Source organism: Melissospora conviva (assembly GCF_049523535.1).
GTDB classification, from domain to species: Bacteria; Actinomycetota; Actinomycetes; order Mycobacteriales; family Micromonosporaceae; genus Melissospora; species Melissospora conviva.
In genome coordinates this window covers 678645-702423 of record NZ_JBLLDT010000002.1, presented here as the reverse complement: position 1 = coordinate 702423, position 23779 = coordinate 678645, and the positions used below count along the sequence as shown (strand labels likewise).

General features: G+C 74.3%; 18 protein-coding genes. 9 read left to right on the top strand and 9 right to left on the bottom strand.

The genetic code is table 11. The annotated features are described in order from the left end of the window. Positions 1 to 2: 2 nt before the first annotated feature. The 6 genes from ACK8GG_RS08240 to ACK8GG_RS08215 all read right to left on the bottom strand — a co-directional run bounded on the left by ACK8GG_RS08240 (position 3) and on the right by ACK8GG_RS08215 (position 4839). Complete coding sequence (locus tag ACK8GG_RS08240) at positions 3 to 1124, bottom strand: glycosyltransferase family 2 protein (protein ID WP_440355961.1); 1122 nt, start codon at positions 1122 to 1124, stop codon at positions 3 to 5. Continuing rightward, positions 1121 to 1903, bottom strand: coding sequence for a carotenoid biosynthesis protein (locus ACK8GG_RS08235; protein ID WP_440355960.1), 783 nt, complete (start codon positions 1901 to 1903; stop codon positions 1121 to 1123). Before ACK8GG_RS08235 ends, ACK8GG_RS08240 begins: the two co-directional genes overlap by 4 nt. After that, positions 1900 to 2451, bottom strand: coding sequence for a GNAT family N-acetyltransferase (locus ACK8GG_RS08230; RefSeq protein WP_440354782.1), 552 nt, complete (start codon positions 2449 to 2451; stop codon positions 1900 to 1902). Before ACK8GG_RS08230 ends, ACK8GG_RS08235 begins: the two co-directional genes overlap by 4 nt. After that, positions 2448 to 3185: a monooxygenase gene (locus ACK8GG_RS08225; protein ID WP_440350416.1), complete on the bottom strand. Its 738-nt coding sequence runs from the start codon at positions 3183 to 3185 to the stop codon at positions 2448 to 2450. Before ACK8GG_RS08225 ends, ACK8GG_RS08230 begins: the two co-directional genes overlap by 4 nt. Further along, complete coding sequence (locus ACK8GG_RS08220) at positions 3182 to 3670, bottom strand: YbaK/EbsC family protein (protein ID WP_440355959.1); 489 nt, start codon at positions 3668 to 3670, stop codon at positions 3182 to 3184. Before ACK8GG_RS08220 ends, ACK8GG_RS08225 begins: the two co-directional genes overlap by 4 nt. A 191-nt stretch (positions 3671 to 3861) precedes the next feature. Next, the gene (locus tag ACK8GG_RS08215) at positions 3862 to 4839 is read right to left on the bottom strand and encodes an EamA family transporter (protein ID WP_440350414.1); all 978 of its coding nucleotides are present in this window, start codon (positions 4837 to 4839) and stop codon (positions 3862 to 3864) included. Positions 4840 to 5360: 521 nt separating this feature from the next. Between ACK8GG_RS08215 and ACK8GG_RS08210 the strand changes: the two genes are divergently transcribed. The 8 genes from ACK8GG_RS08210 (at position 5361) to ACK8GG_RS08175 (ending at position 15520) form a co-directional block, all read left to right on the top strand. Beyond that, positions 5361 to 5813, top strand: a complete 453-nt coding sequence (locus tag ACK8GG_RS08210; protein WP_440350413.1) for an SAV_6107 family HEPN domain-containing protein — start codon at positions 5361 to 5363, stop codon at positions 5811 to 5813. A 13-nt stretch (positions 5814 to 5826) separates the two neighbouring features. After that, positions 5827 to 6624: a DnaE2-dependent mutagenesis accessory factor ImuA' gene (imuA', locus tag ACK8GG_RS08205; RefSeq protein ID WP_440354779.1), complete on the top strand. Its 798-nt coding sequence runs from the start codon at positions 5827 to 5829 to the stop codon at positions 6622 to 6624. Positions 6625 to 6745: 121 nt separating this feature from the next. Next, complete coding sequence (locus ACK8GG_RS08200; RefSeq protein ID WP_440355958.1) at positions 6746 to 8317, top strand: DNA polymerase Y family protein; 1572 nt, start codon at positions 6746 to 6748, stop codon at positions 8315 to 8317. Between the two features lie 33 nt (positions 8318 to 8350). Continuing rightward, positions 8351 to 11686 (top strand): error-prone DNA polymerase, encoded by a 3336-nt coding sequence (locus tag ACK8GG_RS08195; protein WP_440355957.1) that lies wholly within the window; start codon positions 8351 to 8353, stop codon positions 11684 to 11686. Positions 11687 to 11754: 68 nt separating this feature from the next. After that, complete coding sequence (locus ACK8GG_RS08190) at positions 11755 to 12501, top strand: methyltransferase domain-containing protein (protein WP_440355956.1); 747 nt, start codon at positions 11755 to 11757, stop codon at positions 12499 to 12501. Further along, on the top strand, positions 12498 to 13646 hold the full coding sequence (locus tag ACK8GG_RS08185; RefSeq protein ID WP_440355955.1) for an alkaline phosphatase family protein: 1149 nt from the start codon (positions 12498 to 12500) through the stop codon (positions 13644 to 13646). Before ACK8GG_RS08190 ends, ACK8GG_RS08185 begins: the two co-directional genes overlap by 4 nt. A gap of 94 nt (positions 13647 to 13740) precedes the next feature. Further along, positions 13741 to 14997 (top strand): DNA polymerase IV, encoded by a 1257-nt coding sequence (locus ACK8GG_RS08180; protein WP_440355954.1) that lies wholly within the window; start codon positions 13741 to 13743, stop codon positions 14995 to 14997. Positions 14998 to 15115: 118 nt separating this feature from the next. Next, positions 15116 to 15520, top strand: coding sequence for an SCO2097 family morphological protein (locus ACK8GG_RS08175; protein WP_440354773.1), 405 nt, complete (start codon positions 15116 to 15118; stop codon positions 15518 to 15520). A 106-nt stretch (positions 15521 to 15626) separates the two neighbouring features. Here ACK8GG_RS08175 and ACK8GG_RS08170 read toward each other — a convergent pair whose 3' ends face one another. Genes ACK8GG_RS08170 through ACK8GG_RS08160 form a run of 3 tightly spaced genes read right to left on the bottom strand, consistent with a single transcriptional unit; the run spans position 15627 to position 20390 of the window. Next, entirely contained in the window at positions 15627 to 18053 is a 2427-nt protein-coding gene (locus ACK8GG_RS08170) for a transglutaminase TgpA family protein (protein ID WP_440355953.1), read from the bottom strand. Further along, entirely contained in the window at positions 18050 to 19336 is a 1287-nt protein-coding gene (locus tag ACK8GG_RS08165) for a DUF58 domain-containing protein (RefSeq protein ID WP_440354771.1), read from the bottom strand. The genes ACK8GG_RS08170 and ACK8GG_RS08165 overlap by 4 nt, the downstream gene beginning before the upstream one ends. Before the next feature lie 4 nt (positions 19337 to 19340). Then, positions 19341 to 20390: an AAA family ATPase gene (locus ACK8GG_RS08160; RefSeq protein WP_440355952.1), complete on the bottom strand. Its 1050-nt coding sequence runs from the start codon at positions 20388 to 20390 to the stop codon at positions 19341 to 19343. 449 nt (positions 20391 to 20839) lie between these two features. On the opposite strand from ACK8GG_RS08160, the gene leuS reads away from it, so the two are divergent. After that, on the top strand, positions 20840 to 23680 hold the full coding sequence (leuS, locus tag ACK8GG_RS08155) for a leucine--tRNA ligase (protein ID WP_440354769.1): 2841 nt from the start codon (positions 20840 to 20842) through the stop codon (positions 23678 to 23680). Positions 23681 to 23779: the final 99 nt, after the last annotated feature.

Sequence of the window (23779 nt, the reverse complement as noted above, 5' to 3'; positions counted from 1 at the left end):
TCCTAGTTGACCGGCCGGCCCCGCCAGAGCAGGCGATGCCGTGCCCGCAGATGGTACGACCGCAGAGTCAGCCAGCCGAGGATCCCGACCGACAACGGGTGTGCCAGCGCGTCGGGCCAGGCCCGGCCGCCGGTCGCGGACGCGGCCACGACCCGCCCGGCCACCCCGAGCAGGTACGCCGCGGCGGCGGCCAGCGCCAGCTGCGTCTGCCCCACCAGGGCGGCGGCGAGCGCCACCAGCGGCGGTGCGGTGTAGAGCGTCAGCAGCAGCGCCAGCACCGCGCCGGCGGCGAGCGGGGAGCCGAAGGTGGCCCAGAGCGACTTGCTGTAGCCGTCGCGGACCTCCGGCCAGGAGCTGTACATCCGGCACCGCGCGATCGCCGAGCCGTCGGCGAGGGCGATCCGCGCCCCGGCGCGCTTGACCGCCCGGGCCAGCTCGATGTCCTCCAGCACCCGGTCGCGGACGGCGGCGTGCCCGCCGCAGCGCCGGTAGGTCTCCGCGTCGAGGAGCAGGAACTGCCCGCCGGCGGCGGCCAGCGACGGCCGGGCCGAGCGCTCCATCGCCGCCAGCGGCAGGAAGGTCAGCCAGAGCCACTGCAGCAGCGGCTGGACCAGCCGCTCACCGCCCGAGCCGGCGACGATGCGCGGGTACGCCGTGAGCAGTCCCGCCCCGGAGGCCCGCAGCGTCGTCACCGCGGCGGCCACCGCGTGCGGGGCGAGCACCACGTCGGCGTCGACGAAGACCAGCACCTCCGCGTCGCCGGCACCGGCTTCGGCCAGCTGCCGGCAGGCGTACGGCTTGCCCAGCCAGCCCGGCGGCAGGGGCGCCCCGGTGAGCAGGGTGACCCGGGGATCGGCGGCGGTCACCGCGCGGACCACGTCGGTGGTGCCGTCGGTGGAGCCGTCGTCGAGGATCACGATGCGCAGGCCGGGCACGTCGCGCTGGGCCAGCAGCGACCGCAGGCAGGGCTCGACCCGGTCGGCTTCGTCGCGCAGCGGCAGCAGCACCACCACCGGTTCGGTGACCGGGGCCGGCCGTGCCGGTGGGCGGCGCAGCCACCAGCGGGCGTTGACCAGGGTGTGCGCGGTGAGCACGGCGACGACGGCCGTGAGCAGCCAGCTCACGTCGCCGGGACCACCGGCCGCCGGGATCGCTGCCGCAGCAGGGTCACCGCCAGCGGCACCGCCACCACGGCCATCCCCGCCGCGCCCCAGAGCGCGGAGGCGGGCAGACCGAGGAAGACCGCGTGCGCCAGGACGCTGGAGGCGTACGTCCAGAGGTAGAGGGCGTACATCGGCTCGTCGCCGGCGTCGGGTACGGCCACCGCCGCCCCGCCCAGCGGGCGCAGCATGGTCATCACCAGCGCCGCGAAGAGCAGCCAGCCGAGGTAGTTGCTGATCGGGATGCCGTCCAGGCCGGGCAGGGCGGGGCCGTCGCCGAGCCAGCGCCAGTACCCCTCGGCGACCATCTGCGGGTCGAGGAAGAGGTCCCAGGTGACCAGTCCGGCCGTGGCCAGCGCGATGCGCCCGACGCCGGGCGGCAGCAGCCGGGTGGCGGCCAGCCAGGCGGGCCAGGCCATCCAGGTCCAGGCCAGCGGGATGACCAGGGGCACCCCGGCCAGCTGCGGTCCGAGCTGTCCGGAGTAGTCGTAGCTGCCGAACGGGAAGCCGGTGGCGACTCCGAGCGCCTCGATCGCCAGCCCGCCGCCACCGGCGATCAGCGCCAGCGCGGCGGCGGCCCGCGGGCCCCGGGTCAGCAACGCGTGGCCCACCGACAGCAGGCAGCCGAGCAGGACCACGGCCACGGTGAGCCGGGCGCGGGTGGTGCCGGTGGTCAGCGGGTACGCGATCTGCGCCAGGACGAGCACGCCCAGCAGCAGCCAGGGCAGCCGGCGGGCGGTCATGACCCGACCGGCGGCAGGGGCAGTTCGTGGCCCAGCACGGCGAAGGGCCGCTCGTCGCCGGGGAAGCAGAAGTGGCGCAGCACGTCGACGAAGCCGAAGCGGCGGTAGAGCCGCCAGGCCCGGGAGCGCTCCTCGTCGGCCTCCGGAGTGGAGAGCAGGGTGGTGTTCCCCTCGGCCATGGTCAGCAACGCCCGCAGCTGCCCGGCGCCGAGGCCGTGGCCCTGCGCGGTGGGGCGCACGTGCAGCTCCACCACTTCGAAGCAGTTGCCGAACCAGGTTTTGCGGGCGACCTCGTCGAGGGAGGCGTAGACCTGGTCGTGCCACCACTGGCCGGGCTCGGAGCGGTAGCCGTACCCGAAGCCGGCCAGCCGGCCCTCGTCGGTGAGGGTCGCCACCGCCCGGAAACCGGGCCGCCGGACGTGGGTGGCGATGTAGCCGCGGCGGGCCTCCAGCATGTCCCGGCGGTAGTTCATCGCCTCGCCGTAGACGGTCAGCACGTCGTCGAGGCGCCGCACCATGTCGTCCGGCTGCCACGGGATGAGCCTCATGCCGTGCTGTCCTTCACTGTCGGGTCCTTCTCGTCCGGGTGCCAGCCGAGCACCGACCGGTCGCCGGTGACCTCGCCTATCTCGAAGCGCGCGAAGAGTTCCTCGGCGTACCAGCGGCGGACGGGGGTCTGCATGATCGCGTCCCGGTGCTCGGGCCGACGGTACGCGAAGTCCATCAGGTCCGCCGACTCGCGCCACACGCTCACCGTGCCCTGCCAGCCGATCGGCGCCTCGCCGACGCCGAAGCGGGCGAGCAGTCCCGGCGCGGTCCGCAGCGCCGCCGCCACCGGCGGCACCGCGCGCCAGAACGTCACTGCCCGCGCCGGTCGCAGCCGGGCCCGGGTAAGGGCCAGCACCGGCCCCTGCGTACGCCCGCCGGCCGGGTCGCCGAAGGGGTGCACGCCCGACCACTGACCGCGGCTGCTGACCGGGCGCAGGTCCAGCCGGGCGGCGCCGGTGGCGATGCGCCCCCACGCCTGTCCGACCGGGCCGGCCGCGAAGCCGTCGGCGTGCCGCGGGTCGTCCCAGGCGACCAGCGCCGCCCACCGGGTCAGGTCGGCGTCGCCGGGCCCGAAGCCGGTGCCGGTCCCGGTGCCGAGGAGCTTGCCGAACCGTACGCCGGGCAGCGCCCGCAGCCGTCGCGGGTCGCGGGCCATCCGCATCAGGGCACGGGGCAGCGCCCGGCGGGGGGTCCGCCAGACGTGCAGCGTGACGAGTCCGGGAACGCTGTTCACGCCACCTCGGCCGCGGTGCCGGCGGTGATCCGCAGCAGTTCGGCGTAGGTGGTGGGGAAGACCGCCCGGGGTACGCCGCCGGCCGCCCAGATCTCGTCGTAGCCGGCCAGGGCCGTGTCGACCAGGGTGCGGACCGGCTTCGGGTGCCCGAGCGGGGCGACCCCGCCGATCGGCTGTCCGGTGTGCTGCCGGACGAATTCCGGGCTGGCCCGTTTGAGCGCGCTCAGGCCGAGGTCGGCGGCGACGCGGGCGGTGTCCACCCGGTGCGTGCCGGAGGTGAGCACGAGCAGCGGCTGCCCGTCGGCGTCGAAGATGAGCGAGTTGGCGATCTGGCCGACCGTCACGCCGAGCGCCTCGGCCGCCGCGACGGCCGTGTGCACGGCGTCGGGCAGCACCCGTACCTGGCTCGGGGCGCCGGAGCCGTCGCGGGCGTCGGCGTTGTCCAGGGCGATCTGCACCGCCTGGACGTTGGCATGTGACTGCATGCGTTCATCTTCCCAACCCGGCGGCGGTCAGGCGAGCGAGGTTCGCCCGGTGGGACGCCCTTGTCGGCGTTTCACCGGCCGCCGGGCGGGGGTGACACCCGCCGGGCGGGGGTGACGGGCGCGGGTGCGGTGACGGGCGCGGGCGCGGGCGCGGTGACGGGCCCGGGTGCCGGCGGCGTCGTCCGGTGGTGTCAGCGTGGAGCGATGCCCGCGGGTGGTGCGAGGGTGGGCCCGGCGGCCGGTGGTGGTGCGGCGGCCGACCGCACCCGGGCGGTCTCGGCCAGCGCGACGCCGGCGAGCACCAGCGCCCCGCCGGCGAGCTGGGGCAGGTTCAGCGTCTCGCTCAGCGCCAGCCAGGCCACCGCGGTGGCGATCACCGGCTCGATCATCCCGAGGATTCCGACGCTGGTGGCCGGGAGGTGACGCAGGGCGGCGGCGACCAGCAGGTACGGCGCGATCGAGCCGCCGACGACGACGTAGAGGCAGAGCACGACCACGGGTACGCCCGCGTCGGTGGGTGCGGTGAGCACGTCCCAGCCGGCGGTGCCGTGGGTGAGCGCGCGCAGCAGCAGTCCGGCCACGGCGGAGACGCCGAACGCCCAGGTGGTCAGGGAGAGGGTGTCCCGGTTGCGGACGCCCTGCGCGCCGAGCACGTAGTAGACGGCGAGCAGCACGGCGGAGGCGAGCGCGGCGAGGATGCCGAGGCCGTCGAGTTTCAGGTCGCCCCAGACCTCGGCGACGCAGGCGAGCCCGGCCAGGCTCAGCGCCAGCCCCAGCCAGAGCCGGGAGCGGACCGGGTGCCGCTGGCCGAAACGGGCCCAGAGCGCGATGAAGATCGGCGCGGTGAACTCGAACAGCAGCGCGATGCCGACCGGCATCCGGGAGATGGCCACGAAGTAGAGCATCGGCACGCCGAAGAAACCGGCCAGGCCGTAGCCGACCAGCATGGGCAGTTCCCGGCGGGTGATCCGCAGCCGCCGCAGTCCGGGGCGGAGCAGCGCGCTCAGCAGCAGCAGGCCGGTGACCGCGCCCGCGGCCCGGATGAGGGTGAGCTGGGGGGCCTCGACGCCGGCCCGCATGACGAGCTTGGAGACGGTGCCGTTGACCGCGAACAGGGCGGTCGACGAGATCACCATGAGTACGCCCAGCAGGGGCCCGGGTTTGGTCACGGCGGTGAGGGTAGCGCTCGGGTTGTCAGGGGCCGAAGCGGATCTGGGCCATTACCGCAGAGTGTGTCGGCGGCCACGATGATCCATCGGTGACCTGCGATTTGATCACCGGGGCCGACCCGCCGGTGAACTGGGAAAGTTCTGGTTGCGTTTTCGTCGGCGCCGAGGTGTACTGTCTCTGGTTAGAACGGGTGTTCGATTGATTCGGTGTTCGATGAAGTCGAGCATTCGTTCCCCTGCGGGGCGGTGTTTCGCGGCACCGGCTCCCGCTGCGGTTCCGCGGACCGCCTGGCTCCGGACGCTCGCGAGTCCGAGGCCGACAGGCAGACCGTCGCACGCCGCCCCCGACCCCCGGGCGGCGTGCGACGGCCCGCCGGTAAACCGCCGGCCGGATGTGGACGTGGGGAAGCGCCCATATCCGGCCGGCGATCCCGGTGCGTCTTCCTCCGCGCCGGATCGCTTCACGCGCAGGGCCACCGATCGACACGGTGGCGCCGACGGCGATGCGGAGGAGGAAGCCCATGTCGATCGACCCGGCTCAGATGCCCACGGTGCCCGCGCACGTGCTGCCGCACCGCACTCCCGCGCAGCTTCTCGTGATCGCCCGCAACGGGCTGGCCGAGGCCGCCCGGACACAGCCGGACGGGCTGCGTTACGCCGCCGCCCACCTGGCCGCGCTGCGTGCCGCGGCGGCACTGCTAGCGGCCCGGGCCCGTCCGGTCCCCGCCCGTCGCAGCAAGGTCACCAGCGTCTGGGACCTGCTCGTGCTCGTCGCTCCCGAGCTGGGGGAGTGGGCCGCCTTCTTCGCCACCGCCGCCGTCAAGCGGGCCGCCGCCGAGGCGGGCATTCCGCGGGTGGTGACCGCCCGTGAGGCGGATGACCTGCTGCGCGCCGCCGAAGATTTCGTGACCCTCGTCGAGCAGGCGCTCGGCGCCGTGCACCAGCCGGCGCTGGACGGTCTGGCCGCGGCCTGAGGTGCCGACCAGGATGAACGGCCGGACGGAGACCGGCGCAGCAGTCACGGCGGCCCGGACGGTGGTGGGCGCCACGGCGCTGGCCGGTCTGGTCCGGCCCGCCAGTGAGCCGGCCCCCCTGGGGGCCGGGCGCAGCCTGCCGGTCCTGCCCGAGCTGGCCGGGCTGCTGCCCCACGGCGTGCTGCGCCGGGGCAGCGTCGTCGCGGTCGCCACCGGCCGTCCGGTGAGCAACGGCGGGACTTCCCTGCTGCTGGCGCTGCTGGCCCAGGCGTCCCGGGCCGGATCGTGGTGCGCGGTGGTGGGCCTGCCCGAGCTGGGGATGGCCGCCGCCGCCGACCTCGGCATCGCCCTGGACCGGTTCGCCCTCGTGCCGGCCCCGGGGCCGGACTGGACGGCGGCGGTCGCCGCCCTGATCGACGGACTCGACGTCGTCGTCGCCGCCGTGCCCGCGACGGTCGGCGCCGCCGTGGCCGACCGGCTCGCCGCGCGCGCCCGCCAGCGGGGCTGCGTCCTGGTCTCCTACGGCCCCTGGACAGGCGCCGACGTCACCCTGCGGGTGGTACGCGGCGCCTGGGAAGGGCTCGGTCACGGCCGAGGGCGGCTGCGCCGGCGGGAAGTTGTCCTCTCCGCCCGGGGGCGAGGCGCCGCGGCCCGCCCCAAGGAGGTCAAGGTCTGGCTCCCCGGTGCCGGCGACAGCGCGGGCACCGCGGCGGCGGAAGCCGTGGCTCAGGGTGCTGTGGCTCAGGGTGCTGTGGCGGCGGGCACCGCCGGGCAGTCGCCGCGCCGCGTGCCCTTCGCCCTGGTGAAGTGAGTCCGGCGGCCGTCGCCGCACGGATGTGACCCAGGTCCGCCGATCGCGCCGGCGTCCTCCGTATTTCGAACAGGTGTTCTAGTCTGGCCAGGGGCAGGGCAGCCGGGACGGAGGTGCGCAGATGCCGGACGACGCGGCGGCGGTGCGCACCCTGGTCGTCTGGTGCCCGGACTGGCCGGTGGCCGCCGCCGAAATCGTCGACGGGGTGCCGGCCGCCGGCCCGGTGGCGGTGCTGCACGCCAACCGGGTGCTGGCCTGCTCCACGGCTGCCCGCGCCGAGGGCGTCCGGCGGGGCCTGCGCAAACGGGAGGCGCAGGGCCGCTGCCCGGAGCTGGTCGTCGTCGACCACGATCCGGGCCGGGACGCCCGCGCCTTCGAACCGGTGCTGACCGCCATCGCGCAGGTCGCCGCCGGCGTCGAGGTGATCCGCCCCGGTGTGGCAGCCCTCGCCGCGCGCGGACCGGCCCGCTACTTCGGCGGCGAGGAGCAGGCCGCCGAGCAGATCGTGGAGCAGATCGCCCAGAGCTGCGAGGTGGAGAGCCAGGTCGGCATCGCCGACGGCGTCTTCGCCGCCGGGCTGGCCGCCCGCAGCGGACAGATCATCGCCCCCGGCGCCACCCGGGGGTTTCTTGCCGGCCAGCCGATCGAGGCGCTGGCACGGACCGCCCTGACCGATCTGCTGCGCCGGCTCGGCCTGCGTACGCTCGGCGACTTCGCGGCGCTGCCCGCCGGGGACGTCCTGGCCCGGTTCGGCTTCGACGCGGCCCTGGCCCACCGGCTCGCGGTCGGCCGCGACCACCGGCCCCTCGCCGTCCGCCGGCCCCCGCCCGACCTGGCGGTGACCGAGACGTACGACGAACCGCTGGACCGGGTCGACGCGGCGGCCTTCGCCACCCGCGTCCTCGCCGAACGGCTGCACGAGCGGCTCACCGGGCACGGCCTGGGCTGCACCCGGCTCGAGATCGAGGCGGTCACCGCCGACGGGCAGGAACTGCACCGCACCTGGCGGCACGACGGGCTGCTCACCGCCGCGGCGATCGCCGACCGGCTGCGCTGGCAGCTCGACGGCTGGCTCTCCGGCGGTCACCGCCGCGGCGCCACGGCGGTGACCGCGCGCCCGACCGCCGGGATCATCCGGCTGCGCCTGACCCCGGCCGGGGTGCTCGCCCAGGCCGGGCTGCAGCCCGGGCTCTGGGGCGAGATGGGGCCGGAACGCGACCGCGCGCACCGGGTGCTCAGCCGGGTGCAGGGCCTGCTCGGCCCGGACGCGGTGGTCACCGCCGTGCTCGGCGGCGGACGCGGCGCCGCCGACCAGGTCCGGCTGGTGCCCTGGGGCGACGAGCGCACCCCGGCCCGGCCGCCGGCCGCGCCCTGGCCGGGCCGGATCCCGCCACCGGCGCCCGCCCTGGTGCTGCCGGTGCCGCTCGCCGCCGACGTGCGCGACAGCTCCGGAGCGCCGGTACGCGTCAGCGCCCGGCTGGAGGTCAGCGCCGCCCCGGCCCGGCTCGCCGTCGACGGCGCCGCACCGATGGAGATCACCGGCTGGTCCGGTCCGTGGCCGGTCGACGAGCGCTGGTGGGCGCCGGCCGAGGCCCGCCGGGGCGCCCGGTTCCAGATCGGCCTCGCCGACGGCGGCGCCCTGCTGCTCTGCCTGACCGAGGGGCGCTGGGTGGTGGAGGCGATCTATGACTGACCGCCGCGGGGTGCCCGGAGCGGAGGTGCTCCGGTGAGTTTCCACAACCCGGACCTGCCCTGGAGGGAGCTGGAACGGATCCTCTCCGGCCGTCCCGGCCCGCACCGGCATCTGCGGGTGGTCGACCCGCTCGCCGCCGACGACAGTGAACGGCCGCCCCGGCAGCCACCGGCGATGCCTTCCCCGGCTCCGGTGGAGGCGGGGCGGGTGCCCTACGCCGAGCTGCACGCCCACACCAACTTCAGCTTCCTCGACGGTGCCAGCCACCCGCAGGAGCTGGCCGCCGAGGCGGCCCGGCTGGGGCTGGGCGCGCTGGCGGTCACCGACCACGACGGGCTCTACGGGGTGGTGCGCTTCGCCGAGGCGGCCCGGGAGGTGGGGCTGCCCACCGTCTTCGGCGCGGAGCTGACCCTGGGCCGCCCCGGACCGCGCAGCGGCGAACCGGACCCGGCCGGCCGGCACCTGCTGGTCCTCGCCCACGGCCCCGAGGGGTACGCCCGGCTGTCGGCGGCCATCGCCCGCGCCCAGCTGCGCGGCGGGGAGAAGGGCCGTCCGGACTACGGCGAGCTGGAGCAGGTCGCCGCCGAGCTGCGCGACCACGTTCTGGTCCTCACCGGCTGCCGCAAGGGACCGGTGCCGGCGGCGCTGCTGACCGGAGGGGTCGAGGCGGCTGCCCGGGAACTGGACCGCCTGACCGCGCTCTTCGGCGCCGAGACGGTGGCGGTGGAGCTGACCGATCACGGCGACCCGGCCGACGGCGACCGCAACGACGCCCTCGCCGAGCTGGCCGCCGGTGCCGGGCTGCCGACCGTGGCCACCGGCAACGTCCACTACGCCACCCCCGCCCGGCGCCGGCTCGCGACCACACTGGCGGCGGTCCGGGCCCGGCGCAGCCTCGACGAGATCGACGGCTGGCTGCCCGCCGCCGGCACCGCCCACCTGCGCAGCGGCGCGGAGATGGCCGCCCGCTTCGCCGCCTACCCCGGGGCGGTGGCGCGGGCCGCCGAGTTCGGCGCCGAACTCGCCTTCGACCTGGACGTGGTCGCCCCGCGGCTGCCGGCGTACCCGGTGCCGCCCGGGCACACCGAGATGAGCTGGCTGCGGCAGCTGACCATGGACGGCGCGCTGGACCGGTACGGCCCGCGCGCGGCACACCCGCAGGCGTACCGGCAGCTCGACCACGAACTCGACATGATCGACAAATTGGGGTTCCCCGGCTACTTCCTGGTGGTCTACGAGATCGTGAAGTTCTGCCGGGAGCAGGACATCTACTGCCAGGGGCGGGGGTCGGCGGCGAACTCGGCGGTCTGCTACGCGCTGCGGATCACCAACGTGGACGCCGTCCGGCACCGGCTGCTCTTCGAACGTTTCCTCGCCCCCGAACGGGACGGACCGCCCGACATCGACGTCGACATCGAATCCGGTCGCCGGGAAGAGGTGATCCAGCACGTCTACGCCCGCTACGGCCGGGAGCACACCGCCCAGGTCGCCAACGTCATCTCCTACCGCCCCCGGTCGGCGGTGCGCGACATCGCCCGCGCGTTCGGCTTCCCGTCCGGGCAGCAGGACGCCTGGAGCAAACAGATCGACCGCTGGGGCACGGTTGCCGGCTCCGAGGCGGAGGGGATCCCCGAGCAGGTGGTCGCGTACGCCAACGAGCTGCAGACCTTCCCGCGGCACCTGGGCATCCACTCCGGCGGGATGGTGATCTGCGACCGCCCGGTGATCGAGGTCTGCCCGGTGGAGTGGGCGCGGATGCCCGGCCGCACCGTGCTGCAATGGGACAAGGACGACTGCGCCGCCGTCGGGCTGGTCAAGTTCGACCTGCTCGGCCTCGGCATGCTCACCGCCCTGCACCTGGCGCACGACCTGATCGAGTCGACCCTGGACCTGGGGAGCATGTCGCTGGACGATCCGGAGGTCTACGCGATGCTCTGCCGGGCCGACTCGGTCGGGGTGTTCCAGGTGGAGAGCCGCGCGCAGATGGCGACCCTGCCCCGGCTCAAGCCGCGGGAGTTCTACGACCTGGTGGTCGAGGTGGCGCTGATCCGTCCCGGGCCGATCCAGGGCGGCTCGGTGCACCCGTACATCCGTCGTCGCAACGGCCTGGAGCCGGTCACCTACGCCCATCCGCTGATGCGCAACGCGCTGGAGAAGACGCTGGGGGTGCCGCTGTTCCAGGAGCAGTTGATGCAGCTCGCCATCGACCTGGCCGGTTTCGACGCCGCCGAGGCCGACCAGCTGCGCCGGGCGATGGGCTCCAAACGCTCCACCGAGCGGATGGCGGCGATCTCGCAGCGCCTCTATGCGGGGATGGCCCGCAACGGCATCACCGGGGAGGTCGCCGACGACGTCTACCTGAAGCTCTCCTCCTTCGCCAGCTACGGCTTCCCGGAGAGCCACGCGATGAGCTTCGCCTACCTGGTCTACGCCAGTGCCTGGCTCAAGCGCTACCACCCGGCGCCGTTCCTGGCCGCGCTGCTCAACGCCCAGCCGATGGGTTTCTACGCACCGCAGACGCTGGTCGACGACGCCCGCCGGCACGGCGTGGAGGTACGCCGCCCGGACATCAACGCCAGCGGCGCCGACGCCGTCCTGGAGTCCACCCCGCAGACCCGGTGGGGCAGCGCAGCGGGGGAGCCGCCGCAGCGGTGGGGGCTGGGCGGTCCGGCGGTCCGGCTCGGGCTCGCCTCGGTGCGCACCATCGGCACCGAACCGGCCGAGCGGATCGAGGCCGAACGGGCGGCCGGTGGGCCGTACCGGGACATGGCGGATCTGGCCCGGCGCACCGGGCTGAGCGCCGCCCAGCTGGAGGCGCTGGCCACCGCGGACGCCTTCGCCTGCTTCGGGCTGACCCGGCGTGAGGCGCTCTGGGCGGCCGGGGCGGCGGCGCAGGAACGGCCCGGCCGGCTGCCCGGCGCGACCGGCGGGCTGACCGCGCCGACCCTGCCCGGGATGGACGAGGTGGACACCCTGCGGGCCGACGTCTGGGCCACCGGGCTGTCGCCGACCGACCATCCGGTACGGGTGATCCGGCCCCGGCTGGCGGCGCTCGGCGCGGTGCCGATCGGCGAGCTGGGGCGGGTGGCGCACCGCAGCCGGATCCGGGTGGGCGGGATCGTCACCCACCGGCAGCGGCCGGCCACCGCGGGCGGGGTGACATTCCTGAACCTCGAGGACGAGACCGGAATGCTCAACGTCATCTGCTCACCCGGGTTGTGGCAGCGCTACCGCCGGGTGGCCCGCAGCAGTGCCGCGCTGCTGATCCGGGGGCGGCTGGAGCGGGTCGAGGGGGTGACCAACCTGGTCGCCGACCGGCTCGACCCGATCGTCGTGCCGACCCGCGTCGCCGCCCGCGACTTCCGCTGAGCGCCGGCGGCGGCGCGGGAGGCGGGCACCCGTCGCCGCTGTCGCCCGGCGGCACTAGTCTCGATCGCGTGGAGCAGACCCGAGCGCTCGCCGGACCCGAGTTGACCCCCCGTACCGCTGTCGTCTGGACGGTGCTGCGCGCCGAACTCGACCGGCACGGCGGCCGGCCGCTGACCGTGCTCGACATCGGCGGCGGCACCGGCGGCTTCGCCGTGCCGCTGGCAGCCGCCGGGCACCGGGTCACCGTCGTCGACGCCAGCCCCGACGCGCTGGCCGCGCTGACCCGCCGGGCAGCCGAGGCCGCAGTGGGCGACCGGATCCGCGCCGTGCAGGGCGACGGGGATGCGCTCGCCGGGCTGGTCGAGCCGGGCAGCGTCGACCTGGTGCTCTGCCACGCCGTGCTGGAGGTGGTCGACGACCCGGCGACGGTGCTGGCGGCCATTGCCACCGCGCTGCGGCCGGGCGGCGCGGCGAGCGTGCTGGTCGCCGGCCGGGCCGCGGCGGTACTGACCCGGGCGATGAACGGGCACCTGAGCACCGCGGCGTCGCTGGCGGCAGCGCCCGAGGGGAGCACCGGCGCCCGGGACACGCTGCGCCGCCGCTACGACGCCGACACCGCCGCCACGCTGCTGACCGCGGCCGGCCTGACGGTGGAGGAGATCCACGGCGTACGGGTGCTCGCCGATCTGGTGCCGGCGGTGGTCGCCGACGGTGACCCGGGCGCCCTGCTGGAGCTGGAACTCGCGCTGGCCTCCCGCATTCCCTACCGCGATCTCGCCGCCCAGCTGCACCTCTTCGCGCGCCGGCCGGCATGAGCGACCTACTGCAACCGGTCCGTCCCCGCTACGGCGAGGCGAGCCTCGCCGACATCCTGCCCAGCGCCCTGGCGGTGCTCGGCGTGCCGGGCAGCCCCGACCCGCTGGGCCTCGCCGCCGAGCTGGACGGCGTACGCCGGATCGCGGTCCTGCTGGTCGACGGGCTCGGCTGGCACCAGATCCCCACGGCCGCGCCGTACGCGCCGGTGCTGGCCGAAATGGCCGCGACCGGGGGGCGGCCGCTGACCACGGGTTTCCCCTCCACCACCCCGACCAGCCTGGTGAGCCTGGGCAGTGGCGCCGCGCCCGGCGCGCACGGGGTGCTCGGCTTCCGGGTCCGGGTGCCGGCCACCGAGGAGATCCTCACTCACGTCTTCTGGACCGACGAGCCGGATCCGCACCGCTGGCAGCCGGTGCCGACGCAGCTGGAGCGGGCCCGCGCGGCCGGGGTGGCGGTGACGGTGGTGAGCCGGCCGGAGTTCGAAGGCAGCGGCCTGACCGTGGCGGCCAACCGCGGCGGCGACTTCCGGGGTGCGGCCGAGCCGGAGGAGCTGGCCCGGGAGATGCTCGCGGCGCTGACCGCCGGCCCCGGCCCGGCACTGGTCTCCGGCTACCACCGCGACCTCGACCTGTACGGGCACCTGGGCGGGGTCGACTCGCAGCTGTGGCGGGTGGCGGCGGCGGAGCTCGACGTGCTGCTGGAGCGGCTGCGTGCCGGCCTGCCGCGGGACGCGGCACTGCTGGTGACCGCCGACCACGGCCAGCTCAACGTGCCGGTGGAGCACCGCTTCGACCTCGACGCCGATCCGCGGCTGCGCGCCGGGGTGCGGCTGGTCGCCGGCGAGGCGCGGGTGCGGTACCTGCACACCGAGCCGGGAGCCACCGCCGACGTGGTGGCGGCCTGGTCGGAGCTGCTCGGTGAGGCCGCCTGGGTGGCGACCCGGGCGGAGGCCGTCGCGGCCGGCTGGTTCGGGCCGGTGCCGCCGGAGCATCTGGGCCGCATCGGTGACGTCGTGGTGGCCTGTCACGGCACGTACGCCGTCGTCGCCTCCGTCGTCGATCCGGGCGAGGCCCGGCTGGTCGGTTTCCACGGCTCGTACACCGCGGCCGAGATGACCATTCCGCTGCTGGTGGTCCGCGGCTGAGCTCTCGCTGCCGACCTGCCGACCTGCCGACCTGCCGACCTGCCAGCTGAGGCGTTGTTCGCTGGTTGTCGCAGGTGCGGGCTAGCCTGCGGGCATGGGACGCAGCCAGTCACTGCCGCGCGGCGGTGATCCGCACTTCGGCGCCGACGGCGACGATCGGGGCTGCACCATCCTGCACGTCGACATGGATGCCTTCTTCGCCTCGGTGGAGGTGCGCCGGCGCCCGGAGCTGCGCGGCCGCCCGGTGATCGTCGGCGGGACCGGACCGCGCGGCGTTGTCAGCTCCGCCAGCTACGAGGCCCGCCGCTACGGCGTGCGCAGCGCGATGCCGACCATGCGCGCCCGCTCCCTCTGCCCGCGCGCGGTCTTCCTGGCGCCGGACTTCGCGGCCTACTCGGAGGCGTCCCGCGCGGTGATGGCGATTTTCCGGGAGGTCACCCCGCTGGTGGAGCCGATCTCGTCGGACGAGGCGTTCCTGGATGTGGCGGGGGCGCGCCGGCTCTTCGGCCGCCCGGTGGAGATCGCCCGGCGGATCCGCGCCCGCGTCACCGAGCAGGAGCGGCTCACCTGCTCGGTGGGGGTGGCCGCGACGAAGTTCGTGGCCAAGCTCGGCTCCACCCGCGCCAAGCCGGACGGGATGCTCGTCATCCCGGCCGACCGGACGCTGGAGTTCCTGCATCCCCTGCCGGTGGGGGCGCTCTGGGGGGTGGGGGAGCGCGCCGACCAGACGCTGCGCCGGCTCGGGCTGACAACGGTGGGGGAGGTGGCCGCCGCGCCGCCCCGGATGCTGCGCAACGCGCTCGGCGAGGCGGCCTCGGCGCACCTGACGGAGCTGGCGCACGGGCGTGACCCGCGGCGGGTCAGCCCCGACCGGGTGGAGAAGTCCATCGGCGCGGAGACGACCTTCGACACCGACGTCAGCGACCGGGCGGTGCTGCGCCGTACCCTGCTGGGGCTGGCCGAGAAGGTCGGCGCCCGGCTGCGGGCGGCGGGTCAGGTGGGGCGGGTCGTCTCCATCAAGGTCCGCTACGACGACTTCCGGACCGTCAGCCGCTCCCGCACCCTGGAGAATCCGACCGACGTCGCCCGGGAGATCCTGACCACCGGCTGGCAGCTGCTCACCGTCCTGGACCCGGGTGCCCCGGTGCGGCTGGTGGGCATCCGCGTCGAGCGGCTGGCGGCGACGACCGACGCGCCGAGACAGCTGGTGTTCGGTGAGCCGGAACACGGGTGGCGGGAGGCGGAGACAGCGGCAGATGCCGTGGTTGCCCGTTTCGGGCGTTCTGCGGTGCGCCCGGCGAGTCTTTTGGCCCGCGCCGGCGACGATCAGCGGGAAAATCCCTCCCGGTGATGGGTCGTCCAGCTTTCCGAGGAGCGGCGCCCCTCGTAGACTTGTGGGATAGCCAGCCGGTCGGCTGACAACGGTCCCAGGACCGCGCGGACGACCAGAGTGACCGGGGAGGAGTGCCGTGCCGCTCTCGGAGCACGAGCAGCGGCTGTTCGAGCAGATCGAGCGGTCGCTTGCCGAGGACCCCAAATTCGCCTCGGCCGTTCGCGCCAGTGACCCGCGTGTGCATACGCGGCGTCGGCTGCTCGTGGCTGCCGGGATCATCGCCGTCGGCCTCGCCCTCGTCGTCTACGGCACAGTGATCAAGACCCCGCTCCTGTCGGTGGCGGGCTTCGTGCTGATGCTCGGCGCGGTCGGGTTCGCGCTGCAGTCCCAGCGCCGTGGCCGGACCCCGGACCTGCACGTCGTCGGCGGCACCAGCACCCGCGCCACGGCTGGTCGTGGCCGGTCCCGCAGCCGGGGCCGCCGGTCGTTCATCGACCGGCTGGAGGAGCGCTGGCGGGAGCGTCCCGAGGGGCACCGCTGACCCACACCGGAAAGCGCCGGCACCGACTGAGAAGACAGTGAACGCGGTCAGGCCCACGGCCTGACCGCGTTCGTCATGTCTCAGCCGGTTCGGCGCAGGAAGCGGCTCAGCCGGCTCGGCGCAGGAAGCGCCGCGGGGATCGGCGCTCGAACGCCGCCCGTACCCGGGCGGCGGCGGCGACGGTGCGGAAGACGGCCTCGGCGACACCCCGCTGCCAGCGGCGCAGCACCGAAGCGGGCAGCACCGCCGCCGACAGCCGGGTCCGGCGGTCGGCGCCGGCGGCCAGGGCCCGCCGCACCCGCGTCAGCGCCGGCACGAGGTCGTCGACCGGCACCTGCGGCCGGCGCGCGTACCGTGCCTGCTCCTCGGCCCGTCCGAGCAGCCGCGCCGCGGCGGCCGCGTCGTCGGGCAGGCCCGCGCCGGAGCGCACCACCGCTTCCGCCGTGCCGCGGGGCGTCTGGGCCGGTGACACCGGCACGCCGAAGTCGATCAGCAGGTCCTGCAGTTCGTCCCAGGCACGGTGGGTACGCGCCCGCACCAGATCGGTCCCGCCCTGCGCCGCGGTATCAGTGACCGATGGGGCCGGCAGGGTCGCGTAACGGCGGCGACGCCGCAGCGCGCGGGCCACCCCGGGTGCCAGCAGCACGACCGCCACCAGCACGACGATCAGCAACCACCAGGGCGAGACCACACGGTCGGGGGTCGGGTCGGCGACGAGTGCGCCCTCGCTGCCCGGATCCACGCCGCCGTCGCGCCGGTCCGGGCCCTGCGGACCGGCCTCGGTGTCGTCGTCCGACGGCGCCGTCGCACTCGCCGAGGGGGTGGGCTGCTCCGGGGCGTCGGCGTCCGGGGCCCAGTCGGAGCGGGCCGAGCCGCTCACCGCGTACGCCGGGGTGGCGTCGAACGGGACCCAGCCGACGCCGCTGAAGTAGACCTCGGTCCAGGCGTGCAGATTGCGGTTGGTCAGGGTGTACGTACCGTCGCCGTCGGCGCTGCCCCGGGTGAAGCCGAAGGCGACGCGGGCCGGAATGCCGGCGGCGCGCACCAGCCACGCCATCGCCGCGGCGTACTGCTGGCAGTAGCCGACCTTGTTGGTGAGGAAGTCGACGATCTCCTCTCCGCTGGTGCCGTTCGCCGTGCTGAGGCGGTACCGGAAGCCGTTGTCGGAGGAGAAGTGGTCGTAGATGGCGCGCACCTTGTCGTAGTCGGTGCGCTCGTCCTCGGTCAGCTCGGCGACCAGAGCGTCGACCTCCGGCACCGGCGGGACGACGGTCTGCTGCCAGGCCGGGTCGTCGCGACTGACGGCGGCGGCGCCGCGCAGCGCCCGCGGGGTGTAGGTGCTGCGCAGGTAGTCGAAGGAGTACGTCATGTCCCGGGAGTCCTCCCGGCGGGAAAAGATCAGTTGGCGCTCGGAGTCGTAGAGCCACCGGGAGCCGATGTCGCGCGTGCCCACCGGCGTGGCGTAGACGGGCAGCAGCGGCATCCGGAAGTTCTCCGTGATCTCCACCGTCGCCTGGTGCCGTTCCTGTCGAACGCCGTCGAGGTCGAGGTTGAAGGAGTCCGGGAGGGGGAGACCGTCCGACTGCAGCGGCCGCCCCTGCGGGGTGCGGACCCGGAAACCCCCGCCGAAGAGCTCGTCGGCGACGCCGAAGCGCAGATAGAACGGGCTCTTCTCGGAGGTGCGCACCCGCACCATGTCGACGCGTTCACCCTGGTTGAGCTGGCCGCTGAGCGCGGCGAAGAGATCCACCCGTCCGGAGCTGCCGTTGAGCCCGGGGCCGTCACCGCCGTCGCCGTCGCCGAAGCGGTCCAGCACCCCGCCGGTCATCCCGGGCACGGCCGCCGGCAGCAGCACCGCGACCAGCACCCCCAGCACGCTGAGCCGGCGACCCGCCGACGACAGCGGCGAGGGCTGCCAGGTGTCCACGTCACGGCCGTCCTCGGTGAACCGGCGCCCGAAGCGGCGTACCCGGTCGACGTTGTCGGCGCAGATCAGCCAGAGGTAACCGGCCGCGCCGATCACGAAGGGCGCCGGCGGCACCCCCTCGGTGGCGACCGCGACCGGCACCGAGTAGATGGCGAGCATCGGCAGGCCGGCGAGGGCGGGCCGGCGCAGCGTCACGGCGAGCAGATCCACCACGACGGCCACCCCGGCGACGCCGAGCACCGTGACGAAGAGCAACGGGTCGCTGTCCGGCACCGGCGCCCGGTGCCGGTTGATCTCTGTGCCCGTGGTGGCGAGGAGGTCGGCGAAGTGGGCGAAGGTGCCGGGGGTCGGCACCAGGGCGAGCAGCTCCGCGCCGCTGGGGAAGAGCCAGGCGAGCCCGATCAGCAGCCCGCCGGCCATGGCGAGCAGCTGGGCCCAGACCGGTGCCCGCAGTGCACGCGAGAGGGCGGCCGACCCGGCCACGGCGAGTACCGCGATCAGGCACATGCCGAACCAGGTCCAGCGTTCGAAGATCGACGAGAGCGGGGTCGCGGCGAGCAGGGTAGCGGCCGCGGCGATCAGTCCGAGCCGCTGCACCTGGTTCATCGTCGGCTCCCGACGGTCTCGGCGGTGACCGCCCGTCCGGCACCGCCGGCCGGATGCTGCGCCACCCGCGGCCAGATGGTGGCGAGGTCGTCACCGTGGCGTACCGGCACGACCCGCCAGCCCCGCCGGGCCAGCACCCGGGTGCCGGCGGCCAGTGACTGGGCGCTCTCGGCGCGGGCATGGTCGGGCAGGTCCAGCCAGCTGAAGCTGTCGATCAGGAAGGCGACGCCGGCGCCGGCGCTGCCGAGCCCGGTCACCAGTTCGGTGTCGGCGGGTGTGAGCGGACCGAGCAGCGCGACGACGAGGCCGCCGTCGGTGCGCCGGCGTACCCGCTCGACCAGCCGGGTCAGGTCGTGGCGGTGTTCGGGCCGGATGTCGGCGAGCTGGTCGAGGAGGTGTCCCTCGCCCTGTTCGCTCGCCACGTCGATGTTGTCGCCGGCGACCAGCCGGACCTGGAAGCCTGCCTGGCGCAGGTGCACGGCGATGCTCGCGGCCGCGCTGACCATCCACTCGAAACTCGCCGTCGGGCCCTCGCCGCAGTGGCTGCCGGCCCGGGTGTCGAGCACGATCGTGGCCCGGTTCTCGCCGGGTTGCTCCTCGCGGCGCACCATTAGCTCACCCGTACGGGCGGTCGACTTCCAGTGCACCCGCCGCAGGTCGTCGCCGCGGCGGTACTCGCGGGTGGCGGTGTCGTCCTCGCCGTGCACGGCGACCGAGCGGATCCGGCTGCGTCCGGCGCCGGCCCGGTTGCCGGGCAACGCCACCGCCTGCAGCGCGACGATGCGCGGCACGACGGTCAACCGGTCGCCGGGGGCGAAGGAGTGGGTCAGCTCGCAGAGCCCGAACGGATCGGTGACCCGGATGTGCAGCGGGCCGACCGGGTAACGGCCGCGCAGCTCAGGGCGGACCGTGTACGCGATCGAGTTGGCCTGGTGCACCCCGAGCCGGTCGAGCACCACCCGGGGCCGGCTGCCCAACGCGTACGGCAGCATGTCCTCCAGCAGCAGCGTCCCGGTCGGCAGCCGGGACACGTTGCGCAGCCGTAGCAGTACCCGCGCGCTGGCGCCGACCGGGATCCGGTGCGGGCCCACCTCCCGGTCGCATTCCAGCCGGGCTCGGGTCCGTCCCACGTAGAAGGCCGCCAGCAGCGGCAGGACGGCGAGCAGCACCGCGACCCGCAGCAGGTCCTGCTCGCCGAGCAGCACCGCGGAGACGGCCGCTGCCAGCGCGGCGGCCAGGAAGGACCGCCCGCGGGTGGTCAGCCCTCGCAGTCCCTCCAACATCGCCTCATCCCCTCCGGGGGGCGGCCGGGCGGTGTCCGTTGCTCTCGGCGGGCCGGCCGGCGGGGGGAAGGCCGTGGTGCTCCACGACCGGGACCCGCCGGACCAGTTCGCCGACGATTGTGTCGGTGTCGCGCCCGGCGAGCTGGGCGTCGGCGGTGGGGATGACCCGGTGGGCCAGCACCGGCACGGCCAGCTGTTGCAGATCGTCGGGGAGGACGTAGTCGCGCTCGTCCAGCGCGGCGATCGCGCGGGCGGTGCGCAGCAGCTGCAGCGTCGCCCGGGGCGAGGCGCCCAGGCGCAGCTCGGGGCAGTCGCGGGTCGCGGTGACCAGCGCCACCGCGTACTGCTTGACCGCGTCGGAGACGTGGATGGCACGCGCCGTGGCGATCAGCCGGCGTACCGTCTCGGCGTCGGTGACCGGGAGCAGCGCCTGCAGCGGGTCCCCGCCGCCGTGGCCGTCGAGCATCGCCAGTTCCGCGCCGACGTCGGGGTAACCCATCGCGATCCGGGCGGTGAACCGGTCGCGCTGCGCCTCCGGCAGCGGGTACGTCCCCTCCATCTCGATCGGGTTCTGGGTGGCGATCACCATGAAGGGCGCCTCCAGCTGGTAGGTCACCCCGTCCACGGTGACCTGCCGCTCCTCCATGCACTCCAGTAGCGCCGACTGGGTCTTGGGGGAGGCCCGGTTGATCTCGTCACCGACGACCAGGTTGGCGAAGACCGCGCCGGGCTTGAACTCGAAGTCGTGGTTCTCCTGGTGGTAGACGCTGACCCCGGTGACGTCGCTGGGCAGCAGGTCGGGGGTGAACTGGATGCGCCGCACCGTGCAGTCGATCGAGCGGGCCAGCGCCTTGGCGAGCTTGGTCTTGCCGACCCCGGGTACGTCCTCGATCAGCAGGTGCCCCTCGGCGAGCAGGACGGCCAGTGCCAGCCGCACGGTCGGGGTCTTGCCCTCGATGACCTGTTCGATGTTGGCGACCACCGCCGAGGTGACCTCGCGGAACTCGTCCTGCGGCAGTGTGCCGTCCAGCTCCTGGAAGATCTGCTGAGTCACCCGGTCTCCTTGTCATGCTTGCGCCGTTGCCCGGCCGGATTCCGCCAGGCGGTTGAATGCGATTCGGGGCGTCGTGCGGAGCAGAACGACCGCGCGGTGCACTCACGTACAACCCAGGCTATCCGCAATCTTCGGTGACGCCGACCCACTGCGGGGACCCGGGTGAAATTCCGGGAGGAACCCCCCGAAGGAGCGTCGCCGGCAGGTAGCGGCCAGGAGTGTGCGCGCCCGGACCGGGGCAGGCGCTAGAATGCGCTCATGGCTGGAGTAGTTCTGCTCCTTATCCGGCCGTGCTGATGCGCTGAGCGCGCCACAGCACGGCATCCCCTCCTGCGCGAGGGGCTTTTTTGTGCCCTGGAACAGCCAGCCCGAGCGAGCGAACCGAGGCCACCGGCGGGATAACCAGCCGCCCGGTGGCCCCGGCGGTGACAACCGAAGCGAGGAGCGCCATGACCGAGGTAGCCGCAGCGGCGACCGACACCCCACCGTTCCGGTACACCGCCGCCCTGGCCGGTGAGATCGAGCACCGGTGGCAGGACATCTGGCAGGAGCGCGGCACCTTCCGCGCCCCGAACCCGACCGGGCCGCTGGCCGACCCCGAGCACCCCCGGGCCGGGGCGGAGAAGCTCTTCGTACTGGACATGTTCCCCTACCCGTCGGGCGCCGGGCTGCACGTCGGGCACCCGCTGGGCTACATCGGCACCGACTGCTACGCCCGCTTCCAGCGGATGAGCGGCCGCAACGTGCTGCACGCGATGGGCTTCGACGCGTTCGGCCTGCCCGCCGAGCAGTACGCCGTGCAGACCGGCACCCACCCGCGGACCACCACCGAGGCGAACATCGAGCGGTACCGCGCGCAGCTGCGCCGGCTGGGGCTGGGACACGACGACCGGCGCTCGGTCGCCACCATCGACACCGACTTCTACCGCTGGACCCAGTGGATCTTCCTGCAGGTCTACAACTCCTGGTACGACCCGGATGCCCGCAAGGCCCGTCCGATCACCGAGCTGATCGCCGAGTTCGAGGCGGGTACGCGCCCGACCCCCGACGGCCAGAGCTGGGCCGCACTCGACGCCGACCAGCGGCGCCGCATCGTCGACGACCACCGGCTGGCGTACGTCTCCGAGGCGCCGGTGAACTGGTGTCCCGGCCTGGGCACCGTGCTGGCCAATGAGGAGGTCACCGCCGAGGGCCGCTCCGAGCGGGGCAACTTCCCGGTCTTCAAACGCAACCTGAAGCAGTGGATGATGCGGATCACCGCCTACGGTGACCGGCTGATCGAGGACCTGGACGCCCTGGACTGGCCCGAACCGATCAAGATGATGCAGCGCAACTGGATCGGCCGCTCCACCGGCGCGCACATCGACTTCCCGACCGCGCAGGAGCCGATCCGGGTCTTCACCACCCGCCCGGACACCGTCTTCGGCGCCACCTACATGGTGCTGGCGCCGGAGCACGCGCTGGTCGACACGCTGGTCCCGGCGGCCTGGCCGGAGCAGACGAAGCCGGCGTGGACCGGCGGGCACGCCGACCCGCGGGCGGCCGTGGCGGCGTACCGCGCGGCCGCGGCGGCGAAGTCGGAGCTGGAGCGGACCGCCGACGCCAAGGAGAAGACCGGCGTCTTCATCGGTGCGTACGCGACCAACCCGGTCACCGGCGGGCAGATCCCGATCTTCATCGCCGACTACGTGCTGGCCGGTTACGGCACCGGCGCGATCATGGCCGTGCCCGGCCAGGACGAGCGGGACTGGGCCTTCGCCGAGGTATTCGACCTGCCCATCGTGCGGACGGTGGCGCCGTCGGAGGGTTTCGACGGCAAGGCGTACACCGGCGACGGCCCGGCGATCAACAGCGCCGCGCCGGAGCGCGGGATCGACCTGAACGGCCTGGACGTCGCCGAGGCCAAGGCGAAGATCATCGACTGGCTGGAGGCGAACGAGCACGGCGCGGGCGCGGTCACGTACCGGCTGCGCGACTGGCTGTTCAGCCGTCAGCGCTACTGGGGCGAGCCCTTCCCGATCGTCTACGACGAGGCCGGCAACGCCATCGCCCTGCCGGAGGAGATGCTGCCGGTCGAACTGCCGGAGGTCGACGACTTCTCGCCCAAGACCTACGACCCGCTGGACGCGAACTCGGAGCCGGAGACCCCGCTGTCGCGGCGCAAGGACTGGGTCGAGGTCGAGCTGGACCTGGGCGACGGGCCCAAGCGCTACACCCGCGAGACCAACGTGATGCCGCAGTGGGCCGGCTCCTGCTGGTACGAGCTGCGCTACCTGGACCCGACCAACTCCGCGCAGTTCGTCGACCCGGCCAACGAGCGGTACTGGATGGGCCCGCAGTTCCCCGGTGACTGCGGCGGCACCGACCTCTACGTCGGCGGCCAGGAGCACGCCGTGCTGCACCTGCTGTACGCCCGCTTCTGGCACAAGGTCCTCTACGACCTGGGGCACGTCTCGTCCTTCGAGCCGTTCCGCCGGCTGTTCAACCAGGGCATGATCCAGGCGTACGCCTACACCGACGAGCGCGGCACCTACGTGCCGGCCGAGGAGGTCGTCGAGCGCGACGGCACGTACTTCCTGGGCGAGGCGCAGGTGCGCCGGGAGTACGGCAAGATGGGCAAGTCGCTGAAGAACGTGGTGACCCCCGACGACATGTGCGCCACGTACGGCGCCGACACCTTCCGCGTCTACGAGATGTCGATGGGGCCGCTGGAGGTCTCCCGCCCCTGGGAGACCCGCGCGGTGGTGGGGTCGTACCGGTTCCTGCAGCGGGTCTGGCGCTCGGTGGTTGACGAGGGCAGCGGCGAACTGCGGGTGACCGACGCCCCGGCCGACGAGGCGACCCGCCGGCTGCTGCACAAGACCATCGACGGGGTCGGGGCCGACATGGCGGCGATCCGGTTCAACACCGCCATCTCGAAGCTGATCGAGCTGACCAACGGGCTGACGAAGCTGGCGGCGACCCCGCGCGAGGTGGCCGAGCCGCTGGTGCTGATGCTGGCCCCGTTCGCCCCGCACATCGCCGAGGAGCTGTGGGCGAAGCTGGGGCACGAGCGGTCGCTGGCGTACGAGGCATTCCCGGTCGCCGACCAGACGCTGCTGGTGGCCGAGATGGTGACGTACCCGGTGCAGGTCAACGGCAAGGTCCGCGGTCGTGTCGAGGTGGCCGCCGACGCCGCCGAGGAGACCGTCCGTGCCGCCGCGCTGGAGGCGGTCGCCGGTCAGCTGGGGGGCAAGGCGCCGCGCAAGGTGATCGTGATCCCGGGGCGGATGGTCAGCGTCGTGGCCTGAGCGCCACGGCAGGACCCGGCCGCGGGTCCGCGAGATGGACCCGCGGCCGTCGTCTCCGCGGCGCTCACCTGCGCTCCTCTATAGTTCGCGAGATCATCA